Genomic DNA, 19,137 nt, shown 5'->3' on the forward strand with positions numbered 1-19,137 from the left:
CTAGTGGCTACCCCCAGAGATGGCATGGGCAAGGATGCCAGTTCCCGAGTCGGCGGGCACGCGGGAGCATTCGGGGACAGTCGCTCACCCGCGTACGCCCCTCACGCACGCCCCACTTTCCCGCCGCGCTCCCGGCATCCCGCCCGACCAGCAGGGTCACTGCCGCGCGAAGCACTCCCTGGCCCCGCCGCCCGCCGGGTGGAGGCACAGCCGTATGCCCTCGGGCCCGCGGGCCGCCGCCATCGGTGTGACGAGATAGCCCTCGGCGTCGAACCGGTCCGCCACCGTCGCCGACCGCGGCTCGGCCCCCGGCACCCACACCTCGATCCGGTCCCCGATCCGTCCGTTGTGGAGGCGCCCCCAGGCCGCACCGCACCCCCTGCTGTAGCGGACCTGGACATGCGCGCCGCCCGCGGCGGTCCGCTCCACGACCGACGCCACCAAGCCCTCGGCCCCGCAGGACATCGACCGCGGGTCCTTGCCGTCGCACGCCATCCCCTGGCAGCCGGTCACCGCGGAAGAGGCCGGTCCGGGACCCCTGCCGTCGTCCCCCTCCCCCGCCCAGAACACCAGCGCCGCGGCGGCCGCCGCCGCACAGACGCAGACCCCGGCCGCCACGGGCACCATCCAGCGCGGCATCCGCCACACCGAACGGCCCGTTGCGGGAACGGCGGTGCCGCCTCCCGCGTCCTGCGCGGCTCCCGACCGGCCCCGCCCGCTCCAGGCCGCGTCCGCCAGCTCCCACAGCGCCACCAGCCGTCCGGGCGGCTCCCCCGCCAGCCGGCACAGCGCCTCGACCGCGTCCCGCGGCGGCAGCTTCTTCCCGTTGAGATAACGCTCCCAGGAGGACTTGCTGTACGGGGTCCTGGCGGCCAGTGCGGCCAGGCTCAGCCCCGTACGCGCCCTCAACTCCCGCATGCCCTCGGCGAGCCGGGCGCACTCCACCGTCCCGCACAGCTCGCTGCCGCTCCCGCTCACCGGCGCAGCACCTTCCATGTGTCGGGGCCGACGATCCCGTCCGGGGGCAGCCCGGTCCGGTCCTGTAAGCGCTTGACGGCGCGCATGGTGTTCTCGCCGACGATGCCGTCCACCGGCCCCGGGTCGTACCCCTGGCGGTGCAGCAGACACTGCGCTTCGACGACCTCCCAGCCGGCCGCGCCGTTGCCCAGGATCGCGCTGCCGGTACGGCTGCGCCCGGCGTACAGGGCGCCTCCCGTGCGCTCGACACGGCAGCCGAAAGTCTGCCCCGGCCGGTGCGTGAACGTCGGCGCGGCACCCGGGCTCCGGCCGGCCGCGGTGACCCCCGCGCCGCGCCCGGAGCCGGTGTCGTCCTGCCATGGGCGGACGACCAACAGCGCAGTACAGGCCACGACGAGCACGGCCAGCGCGCCCAGCACCATCGGCCCGGCCCGCACGCCCCGGCGGCCGTCCGCAGGAGCGGCGTCCACCGCCTCCTCCCGCTGCTGCGGCCGCTCCGCGCCCCACGCCTGCGCCGCGACCTCGTGCAGCGCCAGCAGCCGGGTCGGATCGGCGCCGCAGACCCGCGCCAGGGCCTCCACCGCACCACGCGGCGGCAGCTGCCTGCCGTTGAGATAGCGCTCCCACGACGACTTGCTGTACGAGGTCTTGACGGCGAGCGAGGCCAGGCTCAGCCCGCTGTGGTCCTTCAACCTCCGAAGATGGACGACCAGTTGACTGACCCGGTGGTCAAGCGATCCGGGCAGCTCTTTCCAACGCGACATGTTCCACCCCACACGCGTTCGTTCTCCCCCGAGGCGACGCGCCCCCTGTGCCGCCGATGATGGCGCGCACGCGACCCCCGGTTCCGCTCATTACGGTTTTTTACCCCTACCGCGACGGATCCGGACATGTGTACCGGCGTTTTCCTCGTCCCACCACGGCGTCCGCAGCGGCGACGTCCCCGCAGGTCAGAGCCTGGGACGTCCCAGAAGGTCCCCAGCGGGGCGGTTTCGCTGGCCGGTCACCGCCGACACGGAGCACAGTCGGTGGCGCAACACCGGGCGGCGCGGTCCACCCCGCGCCGCCTCCACCACTTACGGGGAGGAACCACAGCATGAACGCTCGCAGGCGCATCGCCCTCACCACGGCCGCCGCGGCCGTCACCGGAGGCCTGGCACTGGCCCCGTCCGCCGGCGCGGCCACCGCCCCCACACACACCGAGCAGGCCTCGGTGACCGTGCAGGGAGCGCCGGCCAACTGTCCCAAGGGCTACCTCTGCGTCTACCCGAAGGCGAACTACAAGGGCACTCCGAAGAAGGTCGCGCAGAACAACCGCAACCTCAAGCCCTACGGCGGCGCCTTCAACTACCCGCTGTCCGCCTACAACAACGGCCGCCAGTGCAAGGTGACGGTCTACGAGAAGCCCAACTACAAGGGCGGGCACGCGACGCTGAACCGCGGCACCGGCTGGACGTACATCGGCTCCAACCTCATGACCATCTACTCGAACAAGTGGTGCTGACGCGCGCCCACGCACAGCGGCGGCCCGTCCTCCCTCGGGGGAGAGGACGGGCCGCCGTCGTCACGGGCGTCAGGTCAGTCGGCCATCTTCTTCTGCAGGTTGCCGTCCAGCGCGTCCAGGAACTGCTCGGTGGTGAGCCACGGCTGCTCGGGGCCGATGAGCAGCGCCAGGTCCTTGGTCATCTGGCCGCCCTCGACGGTCTCGACGCAGACCTGCTCCAGCCTCTCCGCGAACCGGGTGACCTCGGGGGTGTCGTCCAGCTTGCCGCGGTGGGCGAGACCGCGGGTCCAGGCGAAGATCGAGGCGATCGGGTTGGTGGAGGTCGCCCTGCCCTGCTGGTGCTGGCGGTAGTGGCGAGTGACGGTGCCGTGCGCGGCCTCGGCCTCGATGGTCCGGCCGTCGGGCGTCATCAGGACGGAGGTCATCAGGCCGAGCGAGCCGAAGCCCTGCGCGACGATGTGGGACTGGACGTCGCCGTCGTAGTTCTTGCACGCCCAGAGGTAGCCGCCCTCCCACTTCAGCGCCGCGGCGACCATGTCGTCGATCAGACGGTGCTCGTAGGTCAGGCCGTGGGCGTCGAACTCGGCCTTGAACTCGGCGTCGAAGACCTCCTGGAAGATCTCCTTGAAGCGGCCGTCGTACTTCTTGAGGATCGTGTTCTTCGTGGACAGGTAGACCGGGTAGTTCCGGTCCAGGCCGTACCGGAACGCGGCGCGCGCGAAGTCGCGGATCGAGTCGTCGTGGTTGTACATCGCCAGCGCGACACCGGCGCCCGGGAATTCGTGGACCTCCAGCTCGATCGGTTCGCTGCCGTCCTTCGGGGTGAAGGCCATGGTGAGGGTGCCCGCGCCGGGGACCCTGAGGTCGGTGGCGCGGTACTGGTCGCCGAAGGCGTGGCGGCCGACGACGATCGGCTTGGTCCAGCCGGGGACGAGCCGCGGCACGTTCGCCATGAGGATCGGCTCGCGGAAGATCACGCCACCGAGGATGTTGCGGATGGTGCCGTTCGGCGAGCGGTACATCGCCTTGAGGTTGAACTCCTCCACGCGCGCCTCGTCCGGCGTGATCGTGGCGCACTTCACACCGACGCCGTGCTGCTTGATGGCGTGCGCGGCGTCGACCGTGACCTGGTCGTGCGTCGCGTCGCGGTGCTCGATGCCGAGGTCGAAGTACTTCAGTTCGACATCGAGGTACGGGAGGATCAGCTTGTCCTTGATGAAGGACCAGATGATGCGGGTCATCTCGTCGCCGTCGAGCTCGACGACGGGGTTGGCTACCTTGATCTTGGCCATCAGGTGGTACGTCCCTCTCGCGCTTCGGCTCGGTCGGCGAGATCCCGTGCGCGGGCCCACACAGGACGGCACACTTGGGACTCGTCGATACATCCCGCCATCAAGCTACTCGAAGCGGACATCCCACCCGGAGATTCAGCCTGTGGGTCCGGTCCGTGGGTCCGGCCCCCAAGGCCTCAGGGCCCGAAAGGCGTCAGGGCTCGGAGCGCACGGTGAAGTGCACGATGTCGTCGAGGAACGGGATGTGCAGCCACGGCTTGGGCTGCACCATCAGCGACAGGATCACGATCACGAAGCCGAGCAGCCCGTAGAGCGCCATGTCGGTGAAGCGGGAGCGGACCGCCAGCATCCCCACCGACGGCAGGGCCCACCGCAGCACCGCGCCCGCCAGCATGGAGAGCCCGATCACCATCGCCCCGATACGGAACACATCCAGCGCGACGAGCAGCAGTCCGACCGCGACACCGCCCATGACGGTGAGCAGCGGCCACTGCCGGGCCGGTGCGGGATAGCCGCCGGAGGCGGCCCGTCCGCCGCCTTCCGGCCGGGCCGTGTCCCGCGTCAGCTGCGGAAAGCGGCGCGAGGAACGCTGCGGCTCGGACGCTCCGTCCGAATGCGCTTCGGCACCCATGGCTGGCAACTCAGTCCCTTCCGTATCCCGTACGTCTCCCGGTGCGCCGCCCGGCTCAGCCGGCCGCGCGCTCGGCGGCCTCGACGACATTGACCAGCAGCTGGGCGCGGGTCATCGGGCCGACGCCACCCGGGTTCGGGGAGATCCAGCCGGCCACCTCGGCGACATCCGGGTGGACATCGCCGGCGATCTTGCCGTTCTCGTCGCGGCTGACACCGACATCGAGGACGGCCGCGCCCGGCTTGACGTCCTCGGCCCTGATGATGTGCCGCACACCGGCCGCCGACACGATGATGTCAGCCCGCTTGAGGTGCGCGGAGAGATCGCGGGTGCCGGTGTGGCACTGGGTCACGGTCGCGTTCTCGGACTTACGGGTGAGCAGCAGCGGAATCGAGCGGCCGACGGTGATGCCGCGGCCGACGACCACGATGTGCGCGCCCTTGATCTCGACGCCGTGGCCGCGGAGCAGCTGGATGATGCCGTACGGGGTGCACGGCAGCGGGCCCTCGACGCCCAGCACCAGCTTGCCCAGGCTCATCGGGTGCAGCCCGTCGGCGTCCTTGGCCGGGTCCATCAGCTCCAGGACCCGGTTGGTGTCGATGCCCTTGGGGAGCGGGAGTTGGACGATGTACCCGGTGCAGGCGGGGTTCTCGTTGAGCTCCCGTACGACCGCCTCGATCTCCTCCTGGGTGGCCGTGTCCGGCAGTTCACGCTGAATCGAGGCGATGCCGACCTGTGCGCAGTCGCGGTGCTTGCCGTTGACGTACCAGCGGCTGCCGGGGTCGTCGCCGACCAGGAGGGTGCCGAGGCCGGGCTGCACACCCTTGGCCTTCAGCGCCTCGACGCGGGTGATGAGCTCGGACTTGATCGCGGCGGCGGTGGCCTTGCCATCCAGAATCTGGGCAGTCATGGTGCCATCCTCGCGGATGGGGGCGTCCCGGTTCCAATCAGGGCGCGCGATACTCGGTTGTCACTGGGCTGTCCGGAATTGATCATTGCACTTGCACAACGCCTTGCCGCCCTGACTGGACAGAGTTAATGCGCACCTAGAAGGATTGTCGGTCGAGTGCCGCAGGCATCGTCGGGGGCGGGCCAGTGAAACTGTTTTTCCTCCGAGTCACGGCTGCGTCGTCCCCAACGGAGGAAAGAACCACATGAGCTTCGGCGACCCGAACAACCCGTACGGCCAGCCGCCGCAGGCGCCGCAGGGCCCGTACGGCCAGCAGCCCCCCGTGCCGCCGCAGGCACAGCCGGGCTACGGCTACCCGCAGCAGGCGCCGCCGCAGCAGCAGCCCTACGGCTACCCGCAGCAGCAGCAACAGCCCGCGGGCTACGCCTACCCGCAGCAGCCCGGCCCGTACGGTCAGCCCGGCCAGCCCGGTATGCCGGGGGCGCCGGCGTACGCGAGCTGGGGCGCGCGAGTCGGTGCCTACCTGATCGACTACCTCATCGTCGGCCTGCTCCCGACTATCGTTTTCCTGGTGGCCTATATCTCGGCATTCGCCGCGGCAACCACGGCCGCCGACGTGGACACCTCGCACTGCGGAACCGACTACTCGTGCATCTCCGACGCCTACGACTCGGCGAACTCGACCAACGCCGGCATCGGCATCGGGCTCCTCATCGTCATGATCCTGGTCGGCCTGCTCAGCACGGGCCTCTTCATCTGGATGCTGGTCAAGGAAGGCAACACCGGCCAGACCCCGGGCAAGAAGGCCATGGGCATCCGGGTCGTCCGCGAGATGAACGGCCAGCCGCTCGGCTTCGGTCTGGCCCTCGGCCGCAAGCTCTGCCACGCCCTGGACTCGCCGTGCGCTCTCGGCTACCTGTGGCCGCTGTGGGACGAGAAGAACCAGACGTTCGCCGACAAGGTCGTCGCCACGGTGGTCGTCAAGGCATAACGCGTCGGTTTCCCGTCCGCCGGCCCTGAAGCCGGCCGGACACCCCATGTCCCGAAGGCCCCCTCGCAACCGCGCGATCGGGGCCTTCGCGGCGCTGTAGGGGAGGTGGGGAGCGGCCCGGCGAGGCCGTTGGCTACCGTCCTCCTACGACACTCTGAAATCCGGTCATGAAGCCCGAAGGACACCGCTCGTGAGCTATCCGAACCAGAATCCCTACGGTCCGCCGCCGGGCCAGCAGCCCGGCTACGGCTATCCCCAGCAGCAGCCTCCGTCGCCGTACGGCGCCTACCCGGGCGGCGGGATGATGCCCGGAGGGCCCGCGCCCTATCCGACCGTCATGCCGGGCGGTGTGAAGGCCGCGCGCGCGATGCTGTTCGTGCTCGCCGGCCTGAACCTGATCGGCCTGATCTTCGCCGTGTGGGGCCTGGGCAGCGTCAGCAAGGCGTCGAAGAACACCTCGGAGTACGCCAGTTCCGACAGCATCACGGCGATGAACGTCGGCAAGGGCCTGCTGATCGCCATCATCGTGCTGATCGTGCTCTTCTCCGCGGCCGCCATCATGCTGGCCGTCCAGTTCGCGAACGGCGGCTCCGGCGTCCGCGTCGGCGCCATCATCTTCGGTGTCGCCAACACCCTGGTCAGTTTCATGACGTTCCCCTTCGGTCTGGTCCACACCGTCCTCGGGATCCTGGTCATCGTCTTCGTGTCCAAGGACGACGGGTCCGCCTGGTTCAACCGGCCGCGTTACTGACGGCCACGGGCGTACGTACCCGGGCCGGCCGGCACAGGGCTCTCACCGCACACCGCGGTGAGGGCCCTCGCCGTTTCGGCACCTCGGCGGCCCCGGCGACATCAACGGTCCGCCACACATCCAAAGGTCCGCCACACATTCAACGGCCCGTCACAAAAGCAACAGTCCGTCACCAAATCAGCCCGAACGGCAGTCTTTGATCACTGTCCGCCGCTAACCTGCCCCTGGTTTTCCTCGGGGGAAGGAACGGCACATGTACAGCATCATCGTGGTGCCCGCCGACTGTGCGGGACCCGCCGACCAGATCCGCCTCGCACCAGGCGAATCCCTTGCGTTCGGCCGCAGTCCGGGGCCCTTGGCGTCCTCCCGGCCCGGTCGCCATCTGACGATCCCGCACCGCGGGGTGTCCCGTACGGCCGGTGAGCTCACCGCCACCGGGGCCTTCTGGACGCTGAGCAACCTGAGCCGGGGCCGGACGTACGTGGTCGAGAACCCGGAAGGCGCGGGCGAGCACATCAAGATCGCTCCGGGGCGGGTCGACGCCCCGGTCCCGTTCGAGTTCTCGCGGGTCGTGCTGCCCGCGGGCGACGAACTGCTCGGCTTCGAAGTGTGGGCCCCGCGCCACGACTACAGGGACACCGACGACAGCGCTGACGGCGCCGCCACCGCACCCGCCTTCCCACTGGACCGGTCCAAGCGCTACTTCCTGGTCCTGGCCGCCCTGTGCGAGCCCCGCCTGCGCGGCGAACCGTACTCGCCGCTGCCCACCGCCGACCAGATCATCGACCGGCTGCGCCCGGTGTGGCCCGGGGCGGGCCGGGCCGCCGTCCAGTGGAACATCGACTACCTGGCGGTCAAACTGCGCCTCAAGCAGCCGCCGGAAGCGGCGGACTGCGGCCGACGGCTGAACGGCAAGAAGGAGACCCTGGTCTCCCTCGCCCTGCGGTTCGACCTGGTCAGCGAGTACGACCTCGGCGTCCTCGAAGAGGTGCCGGTCTGATGGCCGAGGACCTCCCCACCCTCCCGGTCCCGGCCGGCTACCGCATCGGCCGCTGGGAAGTCCGCGAACCGATCGCCTCCGGAGCGTTCGGCAGTGTCTACGCGGCCCGCGCGACGGACTCCGACGGCGGCCTCCCCACGGAAGCCGCACTGAAGATCCTGCCCACCGGCACCCGCACACCGCGTCAGCTGAGCCACCTCCAGGAGCTGGCCCGCCGCGAACTGGACGTACACCGCAGGCTGCAACGGCCGCGCATCATCCGGATGTTCGAGGCGCTGACCATCGACGACCCCGGGCAGCCGGGGCTGGACGGCGCCACCGTCCTGGTACTGGAACGCGCCGAGGGCTCCGTCGAGCAGTTACTCCGCCGCGCGGGGCCGGGCCCGCTGCCGGGGGCGCCCGCCCTGCTCGCCCAGGTCTGCGAGGGGCTGGCGCAGATCCACCACGCGGGCTGGGTGCACGGCGACTTGAAGCCGGGCAACATCCTGCTGATGCCTGGCGGCACTTCCCGAGCTACCGCTGGGGGGACCCCCACCCGGACGGAGTCCGGGGGAATCTCTGTCCGGCTGGGCGACTTCAACCTCGCCTCCGAGATGCAGGGCACCCACGCCTACGCACCGGCCTTCGCAACACCCGACTACACCCCGCCCGAACTGCTCTGGTCGGAGATCACCGAACAGGGCCAGCAGATCCGGCCCACGGCCGACATCTGGGCGTTCGGCATCCTCGCCCATCTCCTGCTCACCGGGGTGCTGCCGCTGCCCGGCGGCACCCCGGCCGCCCGCCGGGACGCGCTGCTGCGGTACGCACGCGGCGAGGACATGCTGCGGCTCTCACCCGAACTCCCCGCAGCATGGCGGGAGATCGTCGCCGACTGCCTCGCCCCGACGCACACGGCGCGGGCCCCGCACACCACAGCCGCCCTGCTCCGGCGCGTCGAGGCCGCCGCGGGGGCCGGGCCCTCGCCCCGGCTCCCCCGGCTGCGGCCGCGGCGCGTCCGGCGCCGTATGTGGGTGGCGGGCGCCGCCGCCATGGCCCTGCTCGCCGCCGGCGGCGGCGCGCTCGCCCTGCGCGGCACCCCGCCGGACCCGCCCGACCCGGCGACCTACGGCGCCGCCGAACTCCGCACGGACCAAGGCGTCCCGGTCGCATACCGCAAGATGATCGTCGACTCCTCCCACCAGTGCGAGAGCAAGGACGTCACCGCGGCGCTGATCGCCGCCATGCTCAAGACCGAGTCCGGCTTCGACCCGGACCTCTCCGATCCGGCGAAGGACGAGTACGGCATCGCCCGCTGGACGCCGTCCGTCCTCTACTACTGGCTGCCCGAGGCCCAGCAGCCGGCCGGCGGTGAGCGCGCGATGAAACCGCCCTTCCCGCCGGCCCTGTCCATCCGGGCGATGGGCCGCTATCTGTGCGAGATCTCCCGCACCCTGTCCAGGGACGTCGAGCGCGACCGCGAACTGGCCGTGGCGGCCTCGTACCGCACCTCCGTGAAGATCGTCAACGCAGCCGGCGGTGTACGGGCGAAGGAACGCCCCTACACCGCCGAGGTCGCCCGGCACCTCAAGGAGTACACGCCGAACGGCGGTTGAGCACCCTGAGAGGTCCGAGGTTCCCCCGTCAGCCGGGGCCCGTGATGGTGAGTACATGCCATCACGGGGGTGGCAGACACACGGAAGGAATCACGACCATGATGCGCAGGATCGCGATGATGGGGGCGACCGGGGCGGTCGCGCTGGGGACACTCGCCACGGTCCCGGCCGCGGCGGCCCAGCCTGATGCCGAGGCCCTGGCGGCGAAGAAGTGCTCCAAGGGGTACGTCTGCTTCTACACCGGCTCCAACCGCACCGGCGAGCGGTGCTCCACCAAGAACACGATCGACCACTGGGGCTCGCACCGCTGCCGCACCTCCATGTTCCGCTCGTTCATCAACAACGGGTACGCGGGCCACAAGGACGACGTGCGGGCGTACACCAGGAAGAACCACGGCGGTTTCGCCTACATCATCCCCAACAAGGCCAAGGGCAACTTCCGGGGCGCCACCGCCATCCGCTCCGTCCAGTGGTTCAACCGCTGAGCCGCTGACCGCACCCGCACACCGCACAAGAGCGGCGAGGCGGGCGCCTCGCCGTGCGCGCTCAGTGGAAGAAGTGCCGCGTCCCCGTGAGGTACATCGTCACGCCCGCCTTCTTCGCGGCCTCGACGACCAGCTCGTCACGGACCGAACCGCCCGGCTGGACGATGGCCTTCACGCCGGCCTCGATCAGGACCTCCGCGCCGTCCGGGAAGGGGAAGAAGGCGTCGGAGGCGGCGTAGGCACCGCGCGCCCGCTCCTCGCCCGCGCGCTCGACGGCCAGCTTGCAGGAGTCGACGCGGTTGACCTGCCCCATGCCGACGCCGACCGAAGCACCGTCCTTGGCGAGCAGGATCGCGTTGGACTTCACCGCGCGGCACGCCTTCCAGGTGAAGGACAGCTCGGCCAGCTCCTCGGCCGAGAGCGCCTCGCCGGTGGCGAGGGTCCAGTTGGCCGGGTCGTCGCCGTCGGCCTGGAGCCGGTCGGTGACCTGGAGCAGCGCGCCGCCGTCGATGGCCTTGACCTCGACGGCATCCGACGGGGCGTCGGCGCAGCGGAGCACCCGGATGTTCTTCTTCTTGGTGAGCGCCTCCACGGCGCCCTCCTCGTAGTCCGGCGCCACGATGACCTCGGTGAAGATCTCCGCGACCTGCTCGGCCATTTCCTTGGAGACCGGCCGGTTCACGGCGATCACACCGCCGAACGCGGACAGCGGGTCGCAGGCGTGGGCCTTGCGGTGCGCCTCGGCGACATCCGCGCCGATCGCGATACCGCACGGGTTGGCGTGCTTGATGATCGCGACGCAGGGCTCGGTGTGGTCGTACGCGGCACGGCGCGCGGCGTCCGTGTCCGTGTAGTTGTTGTACGACATCTCCTTGCCGTGCAGCTGCTCGGCCTCGGCGAGGCCGCCCTTGCCATTGACGTACAGCGCGGCGCCCTGGTGCGGGTTCTCGCCGTAGCGCAGCACGTTCTTGCGCTCGTAGGTGGCGCCGAGGAAGTCCGGGAAGCCGCTCTCGTCGGCCGCCGCGTACTCATCGGCGAACCACGAGGCCACCGCCACGTCGTACGCCGCCGTGTGCTGGAAGGCCGCCGCGGCGAACCGCTTGCGCAGACCCAGCGTGAAGCCGCCCTCCTTGACCGCCTGGAGGACCGCGGCGTACGTGTCCGGGTTCGTGACGACCGCGACCGACGGGTGGTTCTTGGCGGCGGCGCGCACCATGGTCGGGCCGCCGATGTCGATCTGCTCCACGCACTCGTCGGGCGTCGCACCGGAGGCGACGGTCTCCTTGAACGGGTACAGGTTCACGACCACCAGGTCGAACGGCTCGACACCGAGGTCGGCCAGCTGCTTCTGGTGGTCGGCCAGCCGCAGGTCGGCGAGGATGCCGGCGTGCACCTTGGGGTGCAGGGTCTTGACCCGGCCGTCGAGGCACTCCGGGAAGCCGGTGAGCTCCTCGACCTTGGTGACCGGCACCCCGGCCGCGGCGATCTTCGCTGCCGTCGACCCGGTCGAGACGAGCTGGACGCCCGCCTCGTGCAGCCCCTGCGCCAGCTCCTCCAGCCCGGACTTGTCATAGACGCTGACCAGCGCGCGGCGGATGGGCCGCTGCGTACCTTCGGTGGCGGTCACGAGATACGTACCTTTCGTCCCTCAATGCGGTAGCCGTGCCGGGCCAGACGCCCCACGACCTCGACGAGCAGCGATCGCTCGACTTCCTTGATGCGCTCATGCAGCGCGGATTCGTCGTCCTCGTCCCGGACCTCGACCACGCCCTGGGCGATGATCGGGCCGGTGTCGACGCCGTCGTCGACGAAGTGGACGGTGCATCCGGTGACCTTCGCGCCGTACGCGAGCGCATCGCGTACGCCGTGGGCACCGGGAAAACTGGGCAGCAGCGCCGGGTGGGTATTGACGGTCCGGCCGCCGAAGCGGGCGAGGAATTCCTTCCCCAGGATCTTCATGAAGCCTGCCGAGACCACCAGATCGGGCTCGTACGCGGCGGTCGCCCCGGTGAGCGCCGCGTCCCAGGCCGCCCGGCTGTCGTGGTCCTTGACCCGGCAGACGAAGGTCGGCAGACCGGCCCGCTCGGCGCGCTCAAGTCCCGCGATGCCGGCCCGGTCGGCGCCCACGGCCACGATCTCGGCACCGTAGGCCGCCGCCCCTTCGTCGGCGATGGCATCGAGAAGCGCCTGCAGGTTCGTCCCGGAACCGGAGACGAGCACGACGATGCGGACGGGTGGCGAAGAGGGGGAAGAGGCCGGGCGGGACGGGGGGAGAGACGCCGGGCGGGACGGAGGGAGAGAAGGGGCCACGGTGGGGGTCTTTCTCGCGGGGTGCTGCTGTTCTGCGGATGGCTTACGACTGTCTAGCGGTGTGTTGCGCCGGGCCGGTGCGTGCCGTTGGCGATTTGTACGGTCGTACGAAGCCATGGGTCGCGTGAATACGGGGAACCCTACGAAGGCGCCGACCGTCAGCAACGATACCGGCACACCGCGCGGCCCCCACGGGACGGGGGCGAGCGCGGGAGGTAGCGTCGGGCGTGAGAACGCATGCAGTTCGTGGTGATCGACCGCCTGGCCCACCGGCTGGACGGCCGGCCAAGACAAGGGGAAGACACACTCCAGATGCCGGTCCGACGCCGCCGCGCGGCCCTCCTCCTCCTGCCCGTGACCGCCCCGGGGATGGTCCTGCTGGCGCGTGAGAACAAGCCGTCGCCCTCCTCCGCGGACTCCCCTTCCCCTGAGTCCGCCGGGTCCCCCTCTCCTGAGTCCAAGGATTCCGCCGGAGCCAAGGGGTCTAAGGGATCCAAGGGCGGTTCTTCCCCCGACCGGGACAACCCCTTCGCGCCCCCGCCGGCCGACGCCCCCGACCAGGAGTGGCGGCCGCGCCACCCCGCGCCGCACGGCCAGGGCCAGAACGGCGATCAGGACCAGCCCGCGCAGGACGAGCCGACCCCGGCCTGGGGCAGCCAGTGGAGCAGCCGCCAGCCGGGCCGGCAGAGCGGCGGATTCGGCACCCGGCAGGGCGGCCGCGGGCAGCAGGGCGGCGGCCAGGGGGGTCCCGGCGGACCGGGCGGACCGGGCGGTCTGCGCTGGGACCCGACCGACCCCGCCCAGCGCCGCGCCCGCTACGCGCTGCTCGGCGGCATGTGGTCGTTCTTCTTCGTGCTCTTCAGCCTGCCGGAGATCGCTCTGCTGCTGGGCGCGCTGGCGATCTACTGGAGCATCAGCTCGCTGCGCGCCAAGCCGAATCCCGCGAAGGCGTCCGCGGCGGCGACGACCGCGGCGATGGAGGGCCGCCCCGCACCGAACGGCGCCGTCCCGGGCGCTCCGCCCGCGCCGTACTCCACCCGGCCGCAGACGACCGCGGCCATCGCGGGGCTGGTGACCGCCACGCTGGCCCTGATGATGGTGGCCGCGACCTTCACCCTGCAGGTCGTCTACCGCGACTACTTCACCTGCGTGGACGACGCCCTGACCGAGCAGGCCGGCAAGTCCTGCGACAACCTCCTCCCGAAGCAGCTGCGACCGCTGCTCGGCGCCCAGGAGTAGGCCTCGGCCCGCCGACACCCTTACGCGGCATCGTTGCCCGCCGGACGCCCTTACGCGGCATCGGGCTCATCTGGAGCATTCCGGGCATCCGGTTCCGGGGTGTCGTCCGCCGGGGCACGCAGATCGGCCCAGTGGGCGACGCGGGAGTTCTCGTCATGCCAGGGGTCGTGGGGGTGCACGGTCCTGGCGAGTCCGTACGGGTCGTTGGGCGACGCTCCAAGGGGGCCGGGGGATGCCGGGGATGAGGAGGTGTCCCGTACCGCCGCAGCGGCAGGCGAGGGGTTCCGTGCCGCCCCGGCGGGTGAAGGCTTCCGTACCGCCCCGGCGGACGAGGGGGTCCGCACCGCTCGGGCAGGCGAGGGTTTGCGTACCGGCGCGGCCGCCGGCTTCGGGCGGCGCTGCGGGAAGACGAACCGGCTGCCACGGTCCGTCGACGCCTCGCCGGTGCGGGCCGCGCGCAGGCGGCCGACCCGCAGTCCGAGTGCCGCCGGGACGCCGATCAGCGCCGTCCAGCCCGCCGCCGCAAGGCCCGTGAGCCACCAGCTGGGGCCGAAGTCGGCGAGTGCGCCGCTGCCCAGCGCGCCGCCGGAGAGCGCCGCGAGCGCGGCCATCGCCGCGCCGCAGACGCCGGCTCCCAGGCCGGCCACGGATGCGGTCGTCCGCCAGCTGGAGGACAGGCCCGCGGGCCGGGCCGCGTACCGGGCGAGCAACGCACCCGCGGCCACCGGCACCACGGCCACCGCCCAGGTCAGCGGGCGGCCCGCGCCCGCGTCCGGCAGCCCGGTCAGCAGCGGGAAGTGCGGCAGCTGCGGATAGCCGGACGCGCCCAGCGGCCCGACCGTGCTGCCCGCGCCGACCGTGAAGCCCGGCCCCAGCCCGTACGCGGCCCCCCAGACGGCCGCATTGGGGAACAGCGCCAGGCACAGCAGCACCACCGTGCAGCAGCCCGCCCAGTCCGGTGCGAGCTGGCGCAGTTCCCGGTGGATCTCGCCGGCGTGCAGGGCGAGCGCGAGGAGGATGAGGAGCGCGCCGGAGGCGAGCAGCGCGAGAGTGGCGGCGCCGGCGGCACGGAGCACGATGGCCGGCCGGGCGCCCTGGAGCACGTGGCGGGCCTTGTCCCGGTGGTCGGCCAGCAGCCGGCGGGCCGAGGAGGGAAGCAGGCCGGCGGCCGCGTGCCCGAGGTTGTGCCAGGTCGTGACGGTCAGGGTCGCGGCCGCGGTGACCGTCACCCACAGCAGGGCGCTGAGCGGCGCGGCGGTCACCGGGCCGGTCGTGGTGTAGAGGATCGCACCGCTCGCGACCAGGACATAGCCGGTCAGCAGCGCGCCGAGCAGGGCGCGCCGGGCGCGGCGCACCACCGCTTCCGCCGTGCTTGCCGCGTCGAGCACGGGGCCGGATTCCGTCCCGATCTCCGGCCCGATCTCCGTCCCGTCCCCGGAGTCGGGGTGGTCGGCCGCCGTCGCCAGGGTGTGCCTGGCCGCCCGGTGCAGCAGCCAGACGGGAAGCACGGCGAGCAGCATCGGGGTCACGCCGACCGGGGCCGGGGTGCCGGACAGCGTCGCGTTCCGTACGAGGTCGCCGCCGTGCGCGAGCAGCCACAGGTCGGCGGAGAGTTGCAGGGCCGGGGACGGGTCGCCGCCCGGGTGGAGCGAGGCGACCCAGATCAGCAGTACGGCGACCGTGAACGCCCCGAGGCCGAGGCAGGCCGCCATCACCCCGCCGATGAAGGCGGCGCCGATCGCGGAGTAGCGCCGGGCGGCGGTTCGGCCGTGCGAGGAGAACGTCGGGCCACGATCAGTCAACTGGCTCACAGCGCCATGCTGCCAATAACACCCGTTTCGTCCATGTATGGGCGATTGTCCGACGTGTCGCACAGTATGTGCTTATAGGAGTTTTCACACTGGGTCGGAGTTCCTCGGCCCTCCCCCATGCGTGAAGCGCATGGGAGGTGCCCCCATCGCCCGCCGTGGAGAGGCAGACATGACGCAGGGCAAGCAGCGGAAGCAACGCAAACAGCGAAAGGAGCGGAAGGAGCGGAAGGAGCGGAAGACCCGACCGCCGCGCCGGCGACCCGAGCGCGCCGCCACGAAGCCGGACCCGGCACCCGCCCCGCTCCCCGACTCCCCGTCAGACGAGCCGGCGGAGCTCCCCCTCCCCGCCGCAACCGCCACCCGCTCCCAAGCCGCCACCGCCGCCTTCGACGCCCTCTACGACCGGCACGCCGCCGCACTGACCCGGCAGGCGTATCTGCTCACCGGGCTGCCCCAGCGCGCGCAGCAGGCCGTCGAGCGGGCGTTCCAACTGGCCTGGCGGCAGTGGCCGGAGGTGGCCATGGCGCCGGACCCGGCGGCCTGGGTGCGGGCGGCCACGTACGAGGAGGCGCTGTCGCCGTGGCACCGGCTGCGCCCCTGGCAGCGGGATGCCGAGAAGCCGACGCCCGAGGCGCCCGCGCCGGCGCCCGCCGATCCCGCGGACCGTGCCCTCCTGGAGGCGCTGCTGGGGCTGCCCGCCCCGTATCGCCGCATGTTGCTGCTGCACGACGGGGTCGGGCTCGGGCTCTGCGAGACGGCGGCCGAAGTGGAGGCGAGTACCACCGCGGCGGCCCGGCGGCTGACCCATGCGCGGGAGACGGTCGCCATGCGGCTGCCCGAGCTGGGGCTCGACATGCAGCCGCCCGCACGGAAGGGCGAGATCCTGTATGCCGGATTCGCCGCACTGGCCGCCGCGCACCCGGTGGCCCCGCCGCCCCCGCGGAGCGTACGGACCGCCAGCGAGCGCGGTACCCGGTGGACCACCCGCGCGGCGTTCGGGCTGACCGGCCTGGTCGCCGCGGCGACCGCGGTCTCGCTGGTCACGGCGCCCCGGAGCCACGCCCCGCCGCCGGAGAAGCGCGCCGCGACCGCGCCGGCTTCGCCGGGCGCCCCGGCCTCCCCCGGCACACAGGCCGGACTGCACGGCGTGTCCGCGTCGGACGCTCCCGCGGCCCCGCAGGGCGGTCACCCGCGCGCGGGCACCCCGGAGTCCGGGCCCGTACCGCACGTGCCCCTGCCCCCGGAAGCCCGCCTCACCCCGGCCTTCCCTTAGGCGAGTAAGTCCTATGCCCCTTCTGCCCCGTCCGGCGCTGCGCCCGCACCGCCCGCACAACGGCCGCGGGCCCGTACCCACCAAGGGGTACGGGCCCGCGGCCGTTTGCGCCGGAGGGATCCGGCAGATCCGGCAGATCCGGGACGTGCGGTCAGCCGTTGAGGATCTCGCGCGCCAGAACGGCGGTCTCCGACGGGGTCTTGCCGACCTTGACGCCGGCGGCCTCCAGGGCCTCCTTCTTCGCCTGGGCGGTGCCGGAGGAGCCGGAGACGATGGCGCCGGCGTGGCCCATGGTCTTGCCCTCGGGCGCGGTGAAGCCCGCGACGTAGCCGACGACCGGCTTGGTGACGTTGGCCTTGATGAAGTCGGCCGCACGCTCCTCGGCGTCGCCGCCGATCTCACCGATCATCACGATCAGGTCGGTGTCGGGGTCCGCCTCGAACGCCGCGAGGGCGTCGATGTGCGTGGTGCCGATGACCGGGTCGCCACCGATGCCGACGGCCGACGAGAAGCCGATGTCACGCAGCTCGTACATCATCTGGTAGGTCAGCGTGCCCGACTTGGACACCAGACCGATACGGCCGGGCTTGGTGATGTCGCCCGGGATGATGCCGGCGTTGGACTGGCCCGGCGTGATGAGGCCGGGGCAGTTCGGGCCGATGATGCGGGTCTTGTTGCCCTTGGACTTCGCGTACGCCCAGAAGGCGGCGGAGTCGTGCACCGCGATGCCCTCGGTGATGACGACCGCGAGGGGGATCTCGGCGTCGATGGCCTCGACGACGGCGGCCTTGGCGAAGGCCGGCGGCACGAAGAGGACGGACACGTTGGCGCCGGTCTCCCGCATCGCCTCGGCGACCGAGCCGAAGACCGGGACCTCGGTGCCGTCGAAGTCGACGGACGTGCCGGCCTTGCGCGGGTTCACGCCGCCGACGATGTTGGTGCCGTCACCGAGCATCAGCTTGGTGTGCTTCATGCCGGTGGCGCCGGTCATCCCCTGGACGATGACCTTGCTGTCCTTGGTGAGGAAGATAGCCATGGTGTTGGAGTCCTCGTCCCTTACTTGGCCGCGGCCAGCTCGGCGGCCTTGTCGGCCGCGCCATCCATGGTGTCCACGCGCTGCACCAGCGGGTGGTTCGCGTCCGAGAGGATCCTGCGACCCAGCTCCGCGTTGTTGCCGTCAAGGCGCACGACCAGGGGCTTGTTGACGTCCTCGCCCTTGGACTTCAGCAGCTCCAGGGCCTGGACGATGCCGTTGGCGACCTCGTCACAGGCGGTGATGCCGCCGAAGACATTGACGAACACGGACTTGACGTCCGGGTCGCCGAGGATGATCTCCAGGCCGTTCGCCATGACCTCGGCGGAGGCGCCGCCACCGATGTCGAGGAAGTTGGCGGGCTTGACGTTGCCGTGGTTCTCGCCGGCGTAGGCGACGACGTCCAGGGTGCTCATGACGAGACCCGCGCCGTTGCCGATGATGCCGACCTCGCCGTCGAGCTTGACGTAGTTGAGGCCCTTGGCCTTGGCCGCGGCCTCGAGCGGGTTGGCCGCGTCCTTGTCCTCAAGGGCCTCGTGGTCGGCCTGGCGGAAGTCGGCGTTCTCGTCGAGCGAGACCTTGCCGTCCAGGGCCAGAATGCGGCCGTCCTTGGTCTTCACCAGCGGGTTGACCTCGACGAGGAGCGCGTCCTCGGCGACGAAGGTGTCCCACAGGGTCACCATGGCCTCGGCGACACCCTCGGCCACGTCGGCCGGGAACTTCGCCTGGGCCACGATCTCGCGGGCCTTGACGATGTCCACGCCGTCGACGGCGTTGACCGGGACCTTCGCGAGGGCCTCGGGAGTCTTCTCCGCGACCTCCTCGATGTCCATGCCGCCCTGCACCGACGCCATGGCCAGGAAGGTGCGGTTGGTGCGGTCGAGGAGGTACGAGACGTAGTACTCCGCCTCGATCTCCGGGGACAGCTCGGCGATCATCACCTTGTGGACCGTGTGGCCCTTGATGTCCATGCCGAGGATGTCGGTCGAACGGGCGACAGCCTCGTCCGGGTCGGCCGCCAGCTTCACGCCGCCGGCCTTGCCGCGGCCGCCAACCTTCACCTGCGCCTTGACGACCGACTTGCCGCCCAGCCGCTCGGTGGCCTCGCGCGCCGCCTCAGGCGTGTCAATGACTTCACCGGCCAGCACCGGTACACCGTGCTTGGCGAAGAGGTCCCTCGCCTGGTACTCGAACAGGTCCACGCGCGTCCGTCCCTTGTCTACTCAGAATCGCCGTAGTAATCGCGGTTCGTTCTCTGCGATGGGCGTGCCGCGAAGGGCAACGTGACGGCGCTGTCACAGGGGAGGCGTAGCACGGAGTCCGGATACGCGGCA

18 protein-coding genes are annotated in these 19,137 nt (G+C 71.4%); 8 read left to right on the top strand and 10 right to left on the bottom strand.

Features of this window, described 5'->3' with window-relative positions; all coding sequences use genetic code 11:
• Window positions 1-156 precede the first annotated feature (156 nt).
• Window positions 157-978, bottom strand: coding sequence for a DUF2690 domain-containing protein (locus tag AB0I10_RS08960; RefSeq protein WP_363151662.1), 822 nt, complete (start codon window positions 976-978; stop codon window positions 157-159).
• Window positions 975-1,742 (bottom strand): helix-turn-helix domain-containing protein, encoded by a 768-nt coding sequence (locus AB0I10_RS08965; RefSeq protein WP_363151663.1) that lies wholly within the window; start codon window positions 1,740-1,742, stop codon window positions 975-977. Before AB0I10_RS08965 ends, AB0I10_RS08960 begins: the two co-directional genes overlap by 4 nt.
• A 332-nt stretch (window positions 1,743-2,074) precedes the next feature.
• Between AB0I10_RS08965 and AB0I10_RS08970 the strand changes: the two genes are divergently transcribed.
• Window positions 2,075-2,482: a peptidase inhibitor family I36 protein gene (locus AB0I10_RS08970; RefSeq protein ID WP_363151664.1), complete on the top strand. Its 408-nt coding sequence runs from the start codon at window positions 2,075-2,077 to the stop codon at window positions 2,480-2,482.
• A 74-nt stretch (window positions 2,483-2,556) separates the two neighbouring features.
• On the opposite strand, the gene AB0I10_RS08975 is transcribed toward AB0I10_RS08970, so the two are convergent.
• The 3 genes from AB0I10_RS08975 to AB0I10_RS08985 all read right to left on the bottom strand — a co-directional run bounded on the left by AB0I10_RS08975 (window position 2,557) and on the right by AB0I10_RS08985 (window position 5,315).
• Window positions 2,557-3,774, bottom strand: a complete 1,218-nt coding sequence (locus AB0I10_RS08975) for an NADP-dependent isocitrate dehydrogenase (protein WP_363151665.1) — start codon at window positions 3,772-3,774, stop codon at window positions 2,557-2,559.
• Window positions 3,775-3,967: 193 nt separating this feature from the next.
• On the bottom strand, window positions 3,968-4,405 hold the full coding sequence (locus tag AB0I10_RS08980; protein ID WP_363151666.1) for a DUF3017 domain-containing protein: 438 nt from the start codon (window positions 4,403-4,405) through the stop codon (window positions 3,968-3,970).
• 55 nt (window positions 4,406-4,460) lie between these two features.
• Window positions 4,461-5,315 carry a bifunctional methylenetetrahydrofolate dehydrogenase/methenyltetrahydrofolate cyclohydrolase gene (locus AB0I10_RS08985; protein WP_363151667.1) on the bottom strand — a complete coding sequence of 285 codons (855 nt, stop codon included), beginning with the start codon at window positions 5,313-5,315 and terminating at the stop codon, window positions 4,461-4,463.
• A 244-nt stretch (window positions 5,316-5,559) separates the two neighbouring features.
• Between AB0I10_RS08985 and AB0I10_RS08990 the strand changes: the two genes are divergently transcribed.
• The 5 genes from AB0I10_RS08990 to AB0I10_RS09010 all read left to right on the top strand — a co-directional run bounded on the left by AB0I10_RS08990 (window position 5,560) and on the right by AB0I10_RS09010 (window position 10,137).
• A complete protein-coding gene (locus tag AB0I10_RS08990) occupies window positions 5,560-6,306 on the top strand; it encodes an RDD family protein (RefSeq protein ID WP_363151668.1) in 747 nt (248 codons plus the stop codon).
• Between the two features lie 190 nt (window positions 6,307-6,496).
• Entirely contained in the window at window positions 6,497-7,057 is a 561-nt protein-coding gene (locus AB0I10_RS08995; RefSeq protein ID WP_363151669.1) for a hypothetical protein, read from the top strand.
• Between the two features lie 253 nt (window positions 7,058-7,310).
• Entirely contained in the window at window positions 7,311-8,057 is a 747-nt protein-coding gene (locus AB0I10_RS09000) for an FHA domain-containing protein (protein ID WP_363151670.1), read from the top strand.
• Entirely contained in the window at window positions 8,057-9,652 is a 1,596-nt protein-coding gene (locus AB0I10_RS09005; protein WP_363151671.1) for a protein kinase, read from the top strand. Before AB0I10_RS09000 ends, AB0I10_RS09005 begins: the two co-directional genes overlap by 1 nt.
• Window positions 9,653-9,750: 98 nt before the next feature.
• Window positions 9,751-10,137, top strand: coding sequence for a peptidase inhibitor family I36 protein (locus AB0I10_RS09010; RefSeq protein ID WP_363151672.1), 387 nt, complete (start codon window positions 9,751-9,753; stop codon window positions 10,135-10,137).
• A 61-nt stretch (window positions 10,138-10,198) separates the two neighbouring features.
• Here AB0I10_RS09010 and purH read toward each other — a convergent pair whose 3' ends face one another.
• Window positions 10,199-11,764 (bottom strand): bifunctional phosphoribosylaminoimidazolecarboxamide formyltransferase/IMP cyclohydrolase, encoded by a 1,566-nt coding sequence (gene purH, locus AB0I10_RS09015; RefSeq protein WP_363151673.1) that lies wholly within the window; start codon window positions 11,762-11,764, stop codon window positions 10,199-10,201.
• On the bottom strand, window positions 11,761-12,363 hold the full coding sequence (gene purN, locus AB0I10_RS09020) for a phosphoribosylglycinamide formyltransferase (protein ID WP_363151765.1): 603 nt from the start codon (window positions 12,361-12,363) through the stop codon (window positions 11,761-11,763). The genes purH and purN overlap by 4 nt, the downstream gene beginning before the upstream one ends.
• Window positions 12,364-12,816: 453 nt before the next feature.
• Between purN and AB0I10_RS09025 the strand changes: the two genes are divergently transcribed.
• Window positions 12,817-13,686, top strand: a complete 870-nt coding sequence (locus tag AB0I10_RS09025) for a hypothetical protein (RefSeq protein ID WP_363151766.1) — start codon at window positions 12,817-12,819, stop codon at window positions 13,684-13,686.
• A gap of 50 nt (window positions 13,687-13,736) precedes the next feature.
• On the opposite strand, the gene AB0I10_RS09030 is transcribed toward AB0I10_RS09025, so the two are convergent.
• Window positions 13,737-15,497: a DUF6350 family protein gene (locus tag AB0I10_RS09030; RefSeq protein ID WP_363151674.1), complete on the bottom strand. Its 1,761-nt coding sequence runs from the start codon at window positions 15,495-15,497 to the stop codon at window positions 13,737-13,739.
• 169 nt (window positions 15,498-15,666) lie between these two features.
• Here AB0I10_RS09030 and AB0I10_RS09035 point away from each other — a divergent pair, with 169 nt between their 5' ends.
• Window positions 15,667-16,770 (top strand): hypothetical protein, encoded by a 1,104-nt coding sequence (locus AB0I10_RS09035; RefSeq protein ID WP_363151675.1) that lies wholly within the window; start codon window positions 15,667-15,669, stop codon window positions 16,768-16,770.
• Window positions 16,771-16,921: 151 nt separating this feature from the next.
• Here the strand turns inward: AB0I10_RS09035 and sucD are convergent, their stop codons facing one another.
• Window positions 16,922-17,806 (bottom strand): succinate--CoA ligase subunit alpha, encoded by an 885-nt coding sequence (gene sucD / locus AB0I10_RS09040; protein ID WP_363151676.1) that lies wholly within the window; start codon window positions 17,804-17,806, stop codon window positions 16,922-16,924.
• Between the two features lie 20 nt (window positions 17,807-17,826).
• On the bottom strand, window positions 17,827-19,005 hold the full coding sequence (gene sucC / locus AB0I10_RS09045) for an ADP-forming succinate--CoA ligase subunit beta (protein WP_363151677.1): 1,179 nt from the start codon (window positions 19,003-19,005) through the stop codon (window positions 17,827-17,829).
• Window positions 19,006-19,137: the final 132 nt, after the last annotated feature.

It is taken from the genome of Streptomyces sp. NPDC050636, from assembly GCF_040654775.1.
Classification (GTDB): domain Bacteria; phylum Actinomycetota; class Actinomycetes; order Streptomycetales; family Streptomycetaceae; genus Streptomyces.

Excerpts from the sequence above, each read along its gene's own strand:
- AB0I10_RS08965 (WP_363151663.1), bottom strand. The coding sequence starts at position 1,742 with ATGTCGCGTTGGAAAGAGCTGCCCGGATCGCTTGACCACCGGGTCAGT.
- sucD (WP_363151676.1), bottom strand. The coding sequence starts at position 17,806 with ATGGCTATCTTCCTCACCAAGGACAGCAAGGTCATCGTCCAGGGGATG.
- AB0I10_RS08985 (WP_363151667.1), bottom strand. The coding sequence starts at position 5,315 with ATGACTGCCCAGATTCTGGATGGCAAGGCCACCGCCGCCGCGATCAAG.
- AB0I10_RS08975 (WP_363151665.1), bottom strand. The coding sequence starts at position 3,774 with ATGGCCAAGATCAAGGTAGCCAACCCCGTCGTCGAGCTCGACGGCGAC.
- AB0I10_RS09035 (WP_363151675.1), top strand. The coding sequence starts at position 15,667 with ATGACGCAGGGCAAGCAGCGGAAGCAACGCAAACAGCGAAAGGAGCGG.
- AB0I10_RS09010 (WP_363151672.1), top strand. The coding sequence starts at position 9,751 with ATGATGCGCAGGATCGCGATGATGGGGGCGACCGGGGCGGTCGCGCTG.
- AB0I10_RS08990 (WP_363151668.1), top strand. The coding sequence starts at position 5,560 with ATGAGCTTCGGCGACCCGAACAACCCGTACGGCCAGCCGCCGCAGGCG.
- AB0I10_RS09005 (WP_363151671.1), top strand. The coding sequence starts at position 8,057 with ATGGCCGAGGACCTCCCCACCCTCCCGGTCCCGGCCGGCTACCGCATC.
- AB0I10_RS09000 (WP_363151670.1), top strand. The coding sequence starts at position 7,311 with ATGTACAGCATCATCGTGGTGCCCGCCGACTGTGCGGGACCCGCCGAC.
- AB0I10_RS08970 (WP_363151664.1), top strand. The coding sequence starts at position 2,075 with ATGAACGCTCGCAGGCGCATCGCCCTCACCACGGCCGCCGCGGCCGTC.
- AB0I10_RS09025 (WP_363151766.1), top strand. The coding sequence starts at position 12,817 with ATGGTCCTGCTGGCGCGTGAGAACAAGCCGTCGCCCTCCTCCGCGGAC.
- AB0I10_RS08980 (WP_363151666.1), bottom strand. The coding sequence starts at position 4,405 with ATGGGTGCCGAAGCGCATTCGGACGGAGCGTCCGAGCCGCAGCGTTCC.